Here is a 13583-nt window from a genome sequence, read left to right on the forward strand (position 1 = left end):
ACAATCAAGATCCGCTAAGGCACGGCGGGATAGAGGTCCCGGAGGAACCCGTCAGGGAATGCGACGGTCGGGTGTCTGATCCCCCCAACGTCGATTGATGCTCCAGAATAGATAAATACCCCGCATTCGATGGCCTTCTTCACCGCTCTCTCCTGATCGTCGAGTATGTCAAGGATTGCCGCATCGGAGCCATCAAGCATCCACGGCTCTGTTTTCTGAAAAAAGCCAACGAGCGTCGCATAACCGTCAGGAGTTACCATTCTGCTGGATACGCCCGTCTCATCTGCACTCGCCATATCCTCAGATCCTCACAGATTTGACTTGTTAATATCTTGGAAACCAACGCGATTGTTCCATAGCGTTGGCGGCAGATTTATTCCAGCCTTATTTGTGGTTAATCCATCTCCGCGTACCATCCCTGTCTCGACCTTGTACCGAACGGGAAGGCACCTGCTGATTAAGATCTAATTCTTACGACCCGCGCGGCTTATAGGAATATGCACCTACATGATGGTGTCAGACAGAGTCAAGAACATACCGGGAACACCAGCCATGCGCTGGCTAGAACGGCCCGCCCCGACTCTGCACCACCTCCAGAAGCTCGGCCGTGCCGATGCCGTGCTCCTCCAGCCAATCGGCGATCTCGTCGGGGTGATCCCGCACGAGAGACAGAATGGTGTGGCTGCGGCGCGGCGGAGCCTCTTCCTGGCCCCACACGTCATCCATCCAGTCCGTGTAGCAGGGCTGGCGGGTGCCTCCCTTCGCCTTCCAGCGGTGGACCTCATCGGGGTCGGGATCGCCGGGCTGGCGGAACACCTGGATGCGCCACACGTCGAGCGCCAGGAGCGCGTCGAGCAGCCGCAGGGCGAATGCCACGTCCTGCTGTTCCCGCTTGGTGTGCTGGTGCAGGTAGCCGACCGAGACGTTGGTGCATTCACCGACTAAGTCTGTGTAATTTGCCGTGTCGGTGAAGCTGCCGCCATCGTCCGCCTCCATGCCCAGGCCCAGCTCGGCGCCCAGGGATTTGGCGAACACGTCCGAGCAACACCGACCGCCCCATTGGTGCGTGATGATGCTCTTCGTGCCGTAGCGGTCGAAGGCGATGGCCATCTTGATGCCGTCAAGAAGCTCGGGGGTCTTGTGGGCGATATGGTTGGAGCCGTGCCCGCCGATCTCCTCGTCCCGGTGGAAGACGTAGAGGCCCGGTTTGCCGGCCTTTATCATCTCCGCCATGAGCCAGACGCCAGTCGTGCAATCGGCGCCAAGGCAGTTGGACGCGCCGTCCGCCTTGACGATGTTGCCTTCGATGGCAAGCTTCTGCTTTCCACCCTGCGAGTGCACGGTGTCCGTGTGGCAGGACCACAGGACCGGCGCGTCGCCGATCCGCTTGGTGAGGTTGCCATAGGCGTCGCGCTCGACACCAAGGGGCTCGATGAACCGCTCGATGAAATAGCGCTCCGTCTTGGTGCTGGCTGGCCGGCGATACCGGAGCATAGCGAGAAGCGTCGCCGCCTCCGGTCGAGGCGTCGAGAGCGTCATGTCTTGGTCCTTTCATCCAGCAGGGCTTGCAGTGCATCCCAACCGGACAAGCCGGTGGGTTCGCTGGCAGCAGGAGGGGCTTCCGGTGAAGCATCATCCGTGCTGCGATGCTTTTCGGCGCAATCCGTGCAGTACCAGACGCCGTCTATCTCCTCCCCGTCGTCCTGGGCGAAGTTCTCGCCACAGTCGGGGCAGGTGAAGCCGTGTTCGTCGAAGTGGCCTTTGCACCACACCGTGCCGTCTGACAGCTCGACGCGCTCGTCATTGGGGTAATTCCCGCTGGTGGCGTCGCAGATGAAGCCACCGTCTTCGAACGCCTCTTTGCTCCAGGTTTCCCCGTTCTCCATCAGGACAGCGTCATCTTCGCACCAGCGTTCGCCGGTGCTGTCGCAGACGAAGGTGCTATTGTCGCAACAATGCTCGCACCATTCCGTCGTCGTCGTTCGTCCATTCCAAGTGTGGTAGCGGACTTCCTGGAAACCGTCTTCGTCCTGGTGCTCCTCACAGCGGTTGCAATACTGCCCCTCTTCCTCCGGCTCATCTGCGAAGCCGTCCGTTCGGCCGCAGCAAACGTCACCACTTCCTGACGTGATAACCAGGAATTTACCGCCGTCGTTCACCTCCAAATCCCCGTCCAGATAAGGCGCAACGAACGTTCCGCGCTCCTCAATCCTGAGCAGCCGGGCGCCGTCGAACAACTCGGTGTCAGGGTAGCCATAGCCAGCCAGCCGCAGGAGCCGCAGGAGCCGTGCTTCGTCACCATAGATGCGGCCGACAGCCTTCTTCTTCGGCCACACCAGGGCGCGAGCCGTGATGTCGCCACCCCGCTCGATATAGGCCACCTGCAAGTCGCCGGCGGCATAGACGCGGACAGGATGGATAGAGCTTTCGTAGCTGCTGGACGGGTGCGCCATGCACGACTCGGGTCCGGTCGTGTACACGCGCTCGATATCGTCCGCCGTCGCCGCAAAGAGGAGCGTGTTGTCCTCCCGCTCTGCCGTGAACTCGGTCGCGATATCGCGGATTTCGTCCGACGACAGGACCTCGCCGAAATAGCGGTGGAGATAGACGCCAGCCTTCACCCGCGTCTGCCGATCCGCCGCGCCCTTCGCCGCATCCTCCGTGTAGGCGACCATGCCCGGCACGTCCTTGGAGACATGCACGAAATGGTCCTTCGCAGGAGACGGTTCCGCCGCAAACCACGGCGCGTCTGCCCACGGAACGGCTTGATATGTGCCGTCCGCGAAGCGGGATGCCTCACGCTCCTTCCAAGAGCCGTCCGAAAGCATCGGGCGGGGCTGTACCTTATGCCCACGTTCTACCGTGAGCATTCGGGCGACCTCTGCGGCCTCCCGTCCTGTTTCGAAAACGAACGGCTTCCCGTCCGCCGCGAGCACGGGGACAGGCGCCCCGCCCGCGATGGTAACGAGTTGGAACAAGGGGATTTCTCCGAGCTAGGAAATTTGCTAGGATTTCCCCCTCGGCACCCGTCCAGCCTGCTAGCCGGACGGGGCCGTCTCTAAGCTAGGAAGTAAAAGAGAGCCGCTAGGATTGCCGCTGCTACGGCCCTAGTGGCTCTTTTGCTTTCCCGTCCGCTTATTGAGACGGAGACACGCACCACGATTTTCATCATGGAACAGGCTCCGCTTTGGGGGTTCCGCCGTGCGTGGCGGCTTACGGGTGCGGGCGGGGCTGATGCCGGTTCGTCACCGGCGGCAAGCGCACCGTGGAAGGGCGAACCCGTCGCCCCTCGGTGCTGCGCTGGCGCTATTCGCCTTTTGCTTCAATCTGGAATTCGCCTTCCGCGCGGTCCACGCAGACAAAGACGTCCCCATCTCCAAGCGGCATACCGCCGCCGATCCATCGCCCTGCCCAGCCCTGCCGATCCGCAAGGGCGCGTGCCGCCGCTGCGAAGTTGCCGGGAGCGCTAAGGGCGTGATCCCACGGGACCGACAGGCTTCCCGCCGCCGCCCTCGCAGAGACGCGGGGCCCGTTGTGGTCGGTCGGAACCAGGAAGCGCGTAACGATTGCTTGCATCGTCAGCCCTCCCAGCCTTCCCAGCCGATCGCGGGCTTGGTGCCCTTGCGCGGCCGAACATTCCGAACCAGCCGGTAGGTCATCCGCCACACCACAGGCGCAGCCCATGCGAGCCAAGCCGGGAGGCGGAAGACAGTCCGCCCCGTGTAGCAATCGAAGAACTCGACGCGGCCTTTCGGACCGCACCGCTCATAGTCAAGGATCATGTCTTTGTCCTGGTTTGTCGTTAATACGCTTTCGCGTACATTTTAGGCAAACTGCCACGCGCCAAGCGGCTCTTTCATCATGACCACATAGCCCTGCGACACGCACCCGTCCGGCTCCCGGCGCGTTGCCCGCTCGACCGCAACGGCGGCAAGCTTGCGCTGCGCCACCACATCGGCCTTGCGGCGTTCCGCGCCGTCCCGGCTGATAAACAGATCAACCATTCCGTGAACTCTCACCATCCACGCCTCCTAGTGTTGGGGATGCAGAAGCCGCGCCAGTCACGCCGCTTGTGCATCCCCAGCGCGGCGCCCGCTAGATCGTGTCTAGGTTCGGGCGCCGCATAGGGATTGTGTTCATTTTCAAATATTTGTGCCGTTTGGGGGACGTCCTGTCCCTCACCATCTAGCCGGTTCCTCTAGCGTTCCGGGGTGCTAATCCCGTCCCGTCTAGTCCGGCCACCTTCTCGCGTCCTAGGCGAGTCAGCGGCTTTGATGCATCCCACACGCTACCTGTTACCCTTCGCTCACCTCCCGTCCGCATCGCGTCCGGTTCGGCGACGGCATAAGCCGCTCGCTATCTCTCGCAGGCATCCCGTGTATGGGACCACCGACACGCTATGGCAGGGGCTTGGCCTATCGTCTTCCCAAGCTAACGGCGCCCCCGTCTTGCAAGACGGTTCGTGCTGCATGTGCGCCGGACGGTTTTCGGACCGTCATTCCGTGCCCTAGGTGCGGCCCTAGGGCTTGCCTTTAAGTCGTTCTTTGGTGTTCGCCCTGTTTCTAGTGTGTGTCGTTATAGCGGGTTCTTTGTGCTGCTTTGCGTCTTCGTGGCCTCTAGGCCAGATCAGCTTGCGGCGCCGTGTCCCCGTTCGATGGAAACCACTCTATTCTGAGATACGCAGGAATGTCTAGTCCCTTTTTGCGTACAATCCAGAAAAAGTTTCCTCGACCTTCACCCTATCCAGATGGCCGGCGCATCCTCCTGCGCCCTGCGGCCTCCTCCTCACTCTCGCGTCGTGGCCATGTCCACAAGCGCACTACGGAAGGGCGAGCGTCCCGCCCTTCGATGGTGCCCTAGCAGGGTGCGGGGTTTCCCCCTCACCACTCCATTGCCTCTTCCCACTCCTCCCATGCCTCCCGCGCCTCGGTCATCGCCGCGTCAGGGATATCCACCATTGCCGCCGCCGTTTCGAAGTCAAAGGCGCCATTCCAAAGGTCCGCAAGGTCGCTGCGCTGCTTCTCGGTCATGTCACTGTGTCCTGCTTTCAGGGGTTCGGGTGGTGAGTGGCGGGAGGGTTCACCCCTCCTCGCCTCTTCTGCCCTCGCCCTGCGCCTCCCGCGCCTTGCGAGCCTCTTGTCGTGCCGCGTACCGCGCTTCCGCCTCTGCCCATGTGTCGCTCACGGTGTGGAAGGTGTTCCCGAGAGTCCTGCGGTTCCTAGGGGTTTGGGTGGTGGTCATTGGTGTGTCTCCGTCTCGTTCGATGAACCCAATCTAGAGACTGTCCCCAAAACTGTCTAGTCCTCTTTTGCGGACCAACTGAGAAAATCGACGGAACGCGGCAGAAACCGTTGGCGTTGCTAGGTTCCAAGCCCCAAGAAATCTTCTAGAGCCTGTGGATAACTCGGCAGGAGGGCAAAAACACTGATCCGAAAACAGACGGCAAAACGAGCGCGAACGGCAAACCACGGGCGCGGGAGCGCATCACGGGTGCGCGAACGGCAAACCACGGGCGCGAGGGTGAGCCGGGAGGAGGAGCAGCGATATCATATCCGTGGAAAACCCTGCAGCCACAACGGTTTGCGGTGGGTCGGTGGCAGGTTCCGGTGACAGACGCCTCGCGCGGCTAGCAACTATCACGGGCGCGAACGGCAAACCACAGGCGCACGGGCACGTCGTAGGCGCGACGCGCGAGGGGGGCACGGGGGGTCCGCGCCTGTGCTTTATTCATCGAGAGGGCTTCACAGATTTCCCCCAAATCTGCCCACCTCCTCAAGAGCCCCAGGGAGCCCGTGGAGAGGGGGATGGTCCTCTTCTCCTACGGGTCCCTGAATGGCTCCTGAAGATGCTGGAAGACTCTAGAAGATACTCCTAGATATATCCTACATAGAGGCAACCCGGCAGAGCCATGCTCTGGTGCAACCTAAGCCCCCTGCCCCGTGGACAATCCCCAATAGGCGGGCTACCTCCACCTCCCTCGTTCGAGGATGGAGGTATCGGTGGGTTTCTCGTCAGTCGGGTTGAAGTGGTGCTTCATTGCTGGGTCTGCGGCTTTGCTCCTTATCGGAGGGAAGCTCGATGGTGAGCTGTCTTGGTTCCTGCACCGGCAGGGCATAGACGGTCTTGTGTTCGACTTCGCAGCCATCGTCATCCTCTATGCAGTCATGCGGGCTCTTGATGCAGGCCGGAAGGCGAACTAACGCCCCTGCATCAGCCCAGACGCCCAACGCTCCTTCATGACCTCCCGGCCCATGGCGTTGTTCAGGAACTTCTCGATCTCCTGGTCGAACAGGTTGTCCTTGTGGGCCAGGGCGGCCTTGTCGGTGTCCTTGGCCATGACCTTGGCCCAATAGGCCACGGCCCCGGCAACGGCGTCCAGGCGGTCGTCATGGGCCAGGGCGCCCCGCGCCGCAGTGATCCGGGTCATCTGGTAGAACAGCCGGCAATCCCGCTGGTCGTCGGGGGAATAGTCCTCGGTGGAGCTGTAGTCCTGCTCCACCACGGAGGGGCACACCACCAGCCGGTGCTGGTTCATGACCGGCTCCAAGGTGTCGATGATGCGGACCTCCTTCTGGTTCCGCGTCCATTCGGCATCCTCGATCCGCACCGGGTAGACCTTCTGCGATACGGACTTGAGGAGCGCCGTGAACATGCCGCCGCCGTAGTTGGGCTCGGCCAGGATCACGTTCACCCCCTGCTTGCGGGCGATCATCATGAGGGCGGTCAGGGTGTCCTCGTCATAGCCACCACCCTTGAAGCCGCCGGCGGCGGTCAGGAACATGCGGCCATGGAGGACCTTCACGACGGCGTAGGCGGTCTCGTCCTTGCCCCGGCCCGAAGGGTCGATGAACATGGCCGACCCCTCCCACTCGGCGAAGGTGTTGGCGGTCCAGGCCGGCTGGTGGTAGCGGTCGCCGGCCAGACCCACACTGGGCAGCTCCAGCACCTGCTGCGGTCCGGAAGCCCAGACGAGATCGGTGGGACCACGGAAGGGGTCTAGGGGGAAGACGACGAGATCGCGGAGCTTGAGGGGATACTTGTCGGCATCGGACAGGCTCGTATCGAGCTGGAACTGCAAGGCGAACCCCGAGCGCCCATAGGAGGCTTCACGCTCCAGCAGGTCCTCGTCGGAGAACCGGCCGGGGTCGGTGGGCTGACCTTCGAGGTTGGGATCGGTGTCGAGCTTCTCGGAGATGAAGGGGGCGAGCTTGGCCCCATACTTCTCCCGCTTCTCCGGGGTGGGATAGCGGGCCGGCCAGATGCGGGCCACGTAGCCGCGCTCAGGCAGCTCGTTGTAGAGGCTCTGCTCGGACTGCGGGGTGCCCAGGTAGATCACCCGGCCGCCGGGCTTGAGCACCGCGTCGAACTCCTTGACGGTCTCGGCGAGACGATCCCGCAGGGCCTGGGTGGCGGAGTTGTTGGCGACCTCGATGTCGTCGGCGACGATCACGTCGGCGCGGGAGCCGGTGAGCTGCCCGGTGATGCCGACGCTCTTCACCGAGGGGGAATGGTCAGGGCGGGCCGGGCCGACGTCGAAGGCGACCGTGCTCTCGCGCTGGCCGTCGTGGGGCTCCAGGAATTTCAGCACCTCCACCTCTCGGATGAGGCGCAGGGTGAAGACCGAGAAGGCGTCCGCCCGTTGCTTGGAGGCGGAGACCACCAGGATCTTGAGCTGGGGATTGCAATAGAGCAGCCAGCAGACGAAGGCGGAGGTGATCCAGCTCTTGCCGACGCCCCGGAACGCCTCGATCACCAGACGGCGCGGGCCGTGCTGGAGCCAATAGGCGATGTCGTACTGGATCGGCGTCGGGTCGGGGTTGAGGGGAATGATCCCCGACTTCCAGATCAACCAGAGGAAGTTGCGGAAGTCGGCCTTGAGCGGATCGGCAGGGGTCTTGGACGTGGTCGAAAGCAGATGGCTCCGGGTGGAGCCGGGGGGCTTGGTCATCAATCCTTGGGCTGGGCCTGGAGTTGCCAGGGAGAGTCGTGGGCGGCCATCTGAGGCGCTCCGGCTAGGTGTGTAGCCAGAAGCCCGAACAGCCGCCCACGGACTCGGGAGGACTCAGGGGGTGATTGCGGCGAGGTAGGCGGCGGCCCGCGCAGCATTGCCGGGGTCGTTGGGGTGAATGAGATCGCTCATGAAGCCGGCCGCCACGGCATCGGCATAGACGCCGAGGGCGTCGCGATCATCCACATAGCCGCAGCGCCGGGCCATGGCGGTCATCTGGAGCGCCTTGTCGTAGCCGGCCAGGAAGGTCGTCGCGACGTCCGAGCTGTCGTTGGGGCGCACCAGCAGCACGTCGGTGCCGCCGGCCTGCCACCGGCCGACCAGCTTGTTGATGCCAAAGCCGTACTTCGCGCCGTCGTCGGTGAGGCGGTCATTCATCCCGGCGTTGAGAATGTAGACGTCAGCCTTGAGCAACTGCGCCCAGGCGCGGCCCCAGCTATCGTCGAGGCTCGCGTGTTGCGCCAGCGCGGTGGCGGAGATGCCGGCGTTGGAAACCGTGGCGCCGCCGCCATCCAGCAGGAATTCTGCGCCGAACAGGGTGAACGTGCCGGCGCCTGAATAGATCGCCATGGCGGTCTCGTGGGTGGCGGCCCGGTAGAGATCGACGCTGCACAAGGTGCCGGTGGGAAAGCGCGTCGTGTCCACGGTCTCACCAATGGCACCCGCGCCGTCCGCCACGGCACCGAAGGAACCGCCGGTGCCCAGCTCGAAATAGATGCGGACGCGATCCCAGGGAGCGCCGGGATCAAGACCCGCATAGGCGCCCGACACGCCGGTAAAGGTCGTGCCGAGGCCGCACAGGCTATGGGAGCGTGCTCCGCTATTCCAGGCGGGATTGCCCACCAGGAAGGCGGAGACCGTGCCGCCGGTGGCGCCGGAATAATAGCCGGCGTTCAGCGCATCGAACCACAGGAGGCCCGGCCCGCCGTCCCCGAGACGCTCTTTCAAGCCGGCGGCAAGGGGCGTGCGATAGGTGGACAGCGGATCACCACCGCCCGCCGAGAGGCTGTCGATGCCGCAGAAGACGCGGAAATATCGGCCGGGCGCAATCTTGGCTCGGGCCAGGGCGGATGTGCGGCCCGCCATGTCCTGGGCGGTGACGGCGGTATAGATCGTCGAGGAGATGGGAAGATCTGCCATCAGCCTTTCTCTTTGAAATGGACGAAGCCGATGGGTGGCTTCTTGGTCACCCGGCGCGGCTGCTCGGAGAGCGTGAAGAGCGAGCCGGAGCCGAGGCAGGGGTTGTAGGTGTCCTGCGTCGGCAAGGTGCCGGGCACGGAGGACGGAGGCGAGGCTTCCATCAGTCGATGATGTCGGGGTCGGAAGGCGCGGCCTGAAACGGCAGGAGGGCGGAGAGGCGGTCTTCCATCTCCACGGCGTCCTTGCTGCGGGCGTCCACGCCATTGTCCTTGAGCATGCGCACGGCTGCGGCAATGTCGCCGGAGGTGGCCTCGCCGCTCTTGATGCGGCTCATCAGCTCACGGACAACAACGCCGTGGAGTTCTTCGAGGAGGTTAGCGTCGGCCTTCATCAGACGATGCGGCTCAGGATGGCGCGGAGGTCGAGGAAGCTGGAGGCGATCCAGGCGACCGCCGCAGCGGCGCCCGTGATGTACCATTGGCGGCGTTCCAGGGTGGCGATGCGCTCGTCCTGGGATGCGAGGCGCGTCTCGATGCGCTCGGCGGTTTCAGCGATGGAGTCAACCTTGCCCTCCAGGCGACCGAGATCGCGATGGAGGCCGAGGTCGCTCGGGTCAGCAGACATGGTTCACTCTTAGACTTGTGCGTTGGTGGAGATGGTGACGGAGGGAGAGACGCGGCGCTGGTAGATGTAGCCGTCGCGCATCACCTGCTCGCGGGACCAGACATAGGTCTGGGAAGCGGCATTGGTGACGCCGATCTCGATGCCGGCATCCACGTAGGCCCACATATAACCGTCCGTGTGGTTCTGGACGTAGCCGGAGAAATACTCGATGCGATCCAGGGGATAGCCGAGTGTCTCCTTGGCCATGACCCAGGTGGACTTCATGAGGTCGAACTCGCCGGCCGTGACCCAGTCGTAATCCTCGATCTGGAGAACATCGAACTTGGTCGGCCCCCACATATCGGCGGGCGGCAGGTTCATGATGGCGGAGGCATTGGCCGAGGGGTTCAGCACCTGGGGCGTGAACACCAGGATGGCGGTCTTGGTCTCGGGGAAGGTGGCCTTGACGATGGAGACCTGAAGGTTGGTGCTCTCGCCGAGCTGCCGGCCGAGCCATTCCAGATAGGGCCGCTGAACTTCCAGCGCCTCAGGCGTGAGGTGGGTGGAGGTCATATAGGGCTGGGGCGCGTAGTTGCCGGTGTCAGCCAGGTACTTCAAGGCGGTGGCGTAGGAATAGACGCAGGGCTGGCCGTCCGTGAACGACCCGTCCCACCACCACGGCTCGCCGATCTGGTACTGCGCAGGCAGGCCGGCGGCCTTCATGATCCCGAGGAAGCGGATGGCGACGCTGGCGAGGTAGGTTGCCCCCTCGTGGTTGGAAGGCTCCACCAGGGCGCTCGGCGGGCTCCAGCCGGTGTGGCCGGGCATTCCCGAAATGTTCACCTGCTGCCATTCGATCGGGATGATGGCGGCGAGGATCTCGTAGCTGATGGACAGCCACAGCGCATAGCCCTTGGCCTTGAGCCGCTGGCAGAAGTCCGTGAACCACTCGCGGGTGGGCGTGTTGACCAGCTCTCCGGTCTTGCTGAGCAACCAGCGCTCGCCCGTCCACGAGAAGTTGTGGAAATGCGAGATGCCCATGTAGAGCACATAATGGTCGCGGTACCCGAGGCTGTAGACGCGGTCCACCACGAACTCCGGCGAGAGGTTGTAGCAATTGTCGTAGCCATCGGTCATGCGCAGCCGATGGGCCGGCTCGGGCCGCAGATCGCACAGGAGGTCGGTGTTGCTGCCGGAGACCCGGATATTCCGCAGCGAGAGGCGGCATTCGTTCTGCGCGATCAGCGGAACGTTGACCGAAGTGCGAACCTCCAATGCGGTCCCCATCGGGACGGTCGGGCCGTTGTAGGTCTGTGCCGTGCGCACCACATGCACCCCGCCGTTCGAGACCACGGGCGGCCCTGAGAAGATCGGGTCGGGGGTCCCCACGCCGTCCAGCGGGCCGGTGCCGACGATGGCCGGGCCGGCATGGATGTTGGCGGCCAGGGTGTTCGCCAGGGTGTGATAGATGGCCGTGGCATAGTGGATGTAGGTGATGTCCTCGCGGAAGAAGTCCGACACCTGCAAGGCAAGGTTCTCCGCGCCGATGAAGGTCAGCGGATCATCCGTCGCGATCTGGTCCTGCGCCGCCCGCGCCTGGGCATAGAGGTCCGGCAGCACCTGCACCGGCGGGTTGCCGTACCAGGAGGTGCATACCTTCTGTATCCAGATTTTCAGGTCGGGGTTCACCTGCTCCCGCAGGTAGTGGAAGATCGCCTCCCAGGCGCTCTTAAGGCGGGCGATGGTGGGCTTGGGATAGCCGTGGTCGTCGGGCCAGCCGATGAAGCTGACGTCGTTCTCGCCCTGCGCCCAGATCATCGTATCGGGCTTCACGCCGGTGCCCTTGATGATGGACACGGCCTGGAGCAGGCGGGGACCGGGGGCATTGGCGTTCAGATCCCACCAATAATTCTCGCCGGTATTGGCATCGTCGTCGGCCTGCTTGTCAGCGGCGGCCGAACCCCAGCAGACCATCAGCGGCATGACCTGCACGGCCCGGATGCCATAGAGTTCGGCGAGCTTGCGGCGGAACGTGCCGGCGGAGCAGGTGTCCCGGTTGCTGCCGGACAGTGTGGTGAAGTGGCCGACCCCGTTGGACTGCCCGCCGAACGGCGTGAGCACCGTGACGAAGGCATTGTCGAGAACGACGGAGCCTTCCCGTGTCACCAGGGGGGACAGATCGCCCGCCACCGTGACCTCCCAGCGTATCCAGGAGGGCGGGAAGCCATAGATCGGAATGGAGGCTTCCACGGGGAAGTCATAGAAGGGCTCGGTCGTGGTGCCGCTGTGGACCACAAGACCGTTGTTGAACACGCGGACCTGATAGGTCGGGTTCGATACGCCCACGGGCTCGGGCCAAGTGAAGACCACGTCACCCCAGTCGGAAGCATGGGCAACCGCCTCACCCGGATCGGCGACGGCTCCTGCGATGGTCAGGTCGGTCCCACCCCCGCCGGCTGTGGGGATGGTGATGACGTCTCCGGGAGACAGCGTGGCGCCATTGGTGGTGACGATGGTGAGCTGGCGGCTTCCCGTGCTCAGCGGCAGGCCGAGCGTGGCGGCCCCGGCGAGATAATCGCGCGGCGTGATGGGAAGCATGATGCGGGTGATGGCGCCGGTCGGGACGCGCCGGGAGGCTTTGACGTCCTCGCTGGCGGAGGCCGGCGTGGGCTCGTAACCGCCATAGAGATCGGCGGTGAACGGGATGCGAACGGACTGGCGGAACGGCGAGGTGTTCGACGGGTCCGTCCGGTAGTTCCAGAGGCGCACGTAATAGTGCCCCCCATCCGCCGTGTCGATCACCATGGACATGCCGTAGAGGCTGTCGAGGCGCGAGGACGTCCCGCCCAGTTCGATGTCGAAATCCAGGACGCAGCCGGTGTAGTCCGGCTTGCCCTCGTAGCGGAACCGAGGATGGTCCAACTGCATGTCGGTGTTCCACATGATGCCGACGATGTCGCCATTACGCCGGAAGATGGCGCTCGCATCGACGCCGTCCGGGCCCACCGTGCGAATGGAGCCGGAGGCTTCCAGCGGCATGTCGAGGGTCCAGAGCTTCGGCGTGAACCGCCGGACGACATCGCTGCGGTCCCCCTTGGGGGTGGAGATCAGATAACCCATGTCAGGCGTGGCCGGTCATCTGGAAGGTGATGCCGATGTCGCGGAAGGTGCTGTCGTTCTGGGAGGTGAGAGCCACCTTCAACATATCTCCGGGGTTGACGACGATGTTCCCCGCGCCGCCGAACACGCCGGGGGCGCTGCCGGGGGAGAAGGTGATGGTGCCGATGGCCGTGGCGCCCCGGTAGATGGTGAAGACCTGGGTGCGATCGGTGGCGGGCTTATCGGCGCGGGCGGAGCTGCCGGCGAAGTTGGCGGGGATGGTGAGCTGCCGGACCACCGGGTGGATGAGGACCGTCTCGCCGGTGAGCGGGGTGTAGGGGATGGAGACCGTGAGATCGTAGAACCAGTCACCGGACACGTGGCTGATGATGTACTGGTTGATGACCGAGCCGGTGTTGTCCTCCAGCTCCTGGGCCACGTAGAGCGCCTGCCGGATGGCGAGGTTGAAGTGGCTGACGTCGAGTGTCTGGTCGTTGAAGAAGGTGACCAGCGGCAGGTCCTTGGGCGTCGAGCGGAACACCTTGATGGCCACGCCAGAAGCCGGGGCGGTCACCAGGGCGATGCTGGAGTTGCTGAGCCAGGTGAAGGGAGCGAGTTGGCCACCGGCGTCCACAAAGACGTGGCTGCGGTCGATAAAGGGGAAAGGCACCGAGAACAGCGTTTGAGCGCCGTCCCCGGTGTAAGTCACGTAGCTGGAAGCCATGGGTGGTTT

The 13583-nt window shown here is 63.8% G+C and carries 13 protein-coding genes; all 13 read right to left on the reverse strand.

Annotated features, from left to right (window positions below):
* Positions 1–14 precede the first annotated feature (14 nt).
* The 13 genes from V5F68_RS10465 to V5F68_RS10525 all read right to left on the reverse strand — a co-directional run bounded on the left by V5F68_RS10465 (position 15) and on the right by V5F68_RS10525 (position 13574).
* Positions 15–296 carry a hypothetical protein gene (locus tag V5F68_RS10465; protein ID WP_394012480.1) on the reverse strand — a complete coding sequence of 94 codons (282 nt, stop codon included), beginning with the start codon at positions 294–296 and terminating at the stop codon, positions 15–17.
* 265 nt (positions 297–561) lie between these two features.
* A complete protein-coding gene (locus tag V5F68_RS10470; protein ID WP_394012481.1) occupies positions 562–1539 on the reverse strand; it encodes a hypothetical protein in 978 nt (325 codons plus the stop codon).
* Positions 1536–2978 carry a hypothetical protein gene (locus V5F68_RS10475; protein ID WP_394012482.1) on the reverse strand — a complete coding sequence of 481 codons (1443 nt, stop codon included), beginning with the start codon at positions 2976–2978 and terminating at the stop codon, positions 1536–1538. Before V5F68_RS10475 ends, V5F68_RS10470 begins: the two co-directional genes overlap by 4 nt.
* 600 nt (positions 2979–3578) lie before the next feature.
* Positions 3579–3782, reverse strand: a complete 204-nt coding sequence (locus V5F68_RS10480) for a hypothetical protein (protein ID WP_394012483.1) — start codon at positions 3780–3782, stop codon at positions 3579–3581.
* Between the two features lie 42 nt (positions 3783–3824).
* Entirely contained in the window at positions 3825–4004 is a 180-nt protein-coding gene (locus V5F68_RS10485) for a hypothetical protein (protein WP_394012484.1), read from the reverse strand.
* An 876-nt stretch (positions 4005–4880) separates the two neighbouring features.
* Positions 4881–5030: a hypothetical protein gene (locus V5F68_RS10490; RefSeq protein WP_394012485.1), complete on the reverse strand. Its 150-nt coding sequence runs from the start codon at positions 5028–5030 to the stop codon at positions 4881–4883.
* Positions 5031–6196: 1166 nt separating this feature from the next.
* A complete protein-coding gene (gene terL / locus V5F68_RS10495) occupies positions 6197–7948 on the reverse strand; it encodes a phage terminase large subunit (protein ID WP_394012486.1) in 1752 nt (583 codons plus the stop codon).
* 114 nt (positions 7949–8062) lie between these two features.
* A complete protein-coding gene (locus tag V5F68_RS10500; protein WP_394012487.1) occupies positions 8063–9148 on the reverse strand; it encodes a GDSL-type esterase/lipase family protein in 1086 nt (361 codons plus the stop codon).
* A complete protein-coding gene (locus tag V5F68_RS10505) occupies positions 9148–9309 on the reverse strand; it encodes a hypothetical protein (RefSeq protein WP_394012488.1) in 162 nt (53 codons plus the stop codon). Before V5F68_RS10505 ends, V5F68_RS10500 begins: the two co-directional genes overlap by 1 nt.
* Positions 9309–9539: a DNA packaging protein gene (locus tag V5F68_RS10510; protein ID WP_394012489.1), complete on the reverse strand. Its 231-nt coding sequence runs from the start codon at positions 9537–9539 to the stop codon at positions 9309–9311. Before V5F68_RS10510 ends, V5F68_RS10505 begins: the two co-directional genes overlap by 1 nt.
* Positions 9539–9772 carry a hypothetical protein gene (locus V5F68_RS10515; RefSeq protein ID WP_394012490.1) on the reverse strand — a complete coding sequence of 78 codons (234 nt, stop codon included), beginning with the start codon at positions 9770–9772 and terminating at the stop codon, positions 9539–9541. Before V5F68_RS10515 ends, V5F68_RS10510 begins: the two co-directional genes overlap by 1 nt.
* A 9-nt stretch (positions 9773–9781) precedes the next feature.
* A complete protein-coding gene (locus tag V5F68_RS10520; protein ID WP_394012491.1) occupies positions 9782–12871 on the reverse strand; it encodes a non-contractile tail sheath protein in 3090 nt (1029 codons plus the stop codon).
* A 1-nt stretch (position 12872) separates the two neighbouring features.
* Positions 12873–13574 (reverse strand): phage tail fiber domain-containing protein, encoded by a 702-nt coding sequence (locus tag V5F68_RS10525; protein WP_394012492.1) that lies wholly within the window; start codon positions 13572–13574, stop codon positions 12873–12875.
* Positions 13575–13583: the final 9 nt, after the last annotated feature.

Source organism: Roseixanthobacter pseudopolyaromaticivorans, assembly GCF_043195145.2.
Lineage (GTDB): Bacteria > Pseudomonadota > Alphaproteobacteria > Rhizobiales > Xanthobacteraceae > NCEH01.

What these genes read in the sequence shown, in the direction of transcription:
- V5F68_RS10520 (WP_394012491.1), bottom strand. Translation starts at nt 12,871, where the DNA reads ATGGGTTATCTGATCTCCACCCCCAAGGGGGACCGCAGCGATGTCGTC.
- V5F68_RS10470 (WP_394012481.1), bottom strand. Translation starts at nt 1,539, where the DNA reads ATGACGCTCTCGACGCCTCGACCGGAGGCGGCGACGCTTCTCGCTATG.
- V5F68_RS10465 (WP_394012480.1), bottom strand. Translation starts at nt 296, where the DNA reads ATGGCGAGTGCAGATGAGACGGGCGTATCCAGCAGAATGGTAACTCCT.
- terL (WP_394012486.1), bottom strand. Translation starts at nt 7,948, where the DNA reads ATGACCAAGCCCCCCGGCTCCACCCGGAGCCATCTGCTTTCGACCACG.
- V5F68_RS10515 (WP_394012490.1), bottom strand. Translation starts at nt 9,772, where the DNA reads ATGTCTGCTGACCCGAGCGACCTCGGCCTCCATCGCGATCTCGGTCGC.
- V5F68_RS10505 (WP_394012488.1), bottom strand. Translation starts at nt 9,309, where the DNA reads ATGGAAGCCTCGCCTCCGTCCTCCGTGCCCGGCACCTTGCCGACGCAG.
- V5F68_RS10485 (WP_394012484.1), bottom strand. Translation starts at nt 4,004, where the DNA reads ATGGTTGATCTGTTTATCAGCCGGGACGGCGCGGAACGCCGCAAGGCC.
- V5F68_RS10510 (WP_394012489.1), bottom strand. Translation starts at nt 9,539, where the DNA reads ATGAAGGCCGACGCTAACCTCCTCGAAGAACTCCACGGCGTTGTTGTC.
- V5F68_RS10500 (WP_394012487.1), bottom strand. Translation starts at nt 9,148, where the DNA reads ATGGCAGATCTTCCCATCTCCTCGACGATCTATACCGCCGTCACCGCC.
- V5F68_RS10480 (WP_394012483.1), bottom strand. Translation starts at nt 3,782, where the DNA reads ATGATCCTTGACTATGAGCGGTGCGGTCCGAAAGGCCGCGTCGAGTTC.
- V5F68_RS10490 (WP_394012485.1), bottom strand. Translation starts at nt 5,030, where the DNA reads ATGACCGAGAAGCAGCGCAGCGACCTTGCGGACCTTTGGAATGGCGCC.
- V5F68_RS10525 (WP_394012492.1), bottom strand. Translation starts at nt 13,574, where the DNA reads ATGGCTTCCAGCTACGTGACTTACACCGGGGACGGCGCTCAAACGCTG.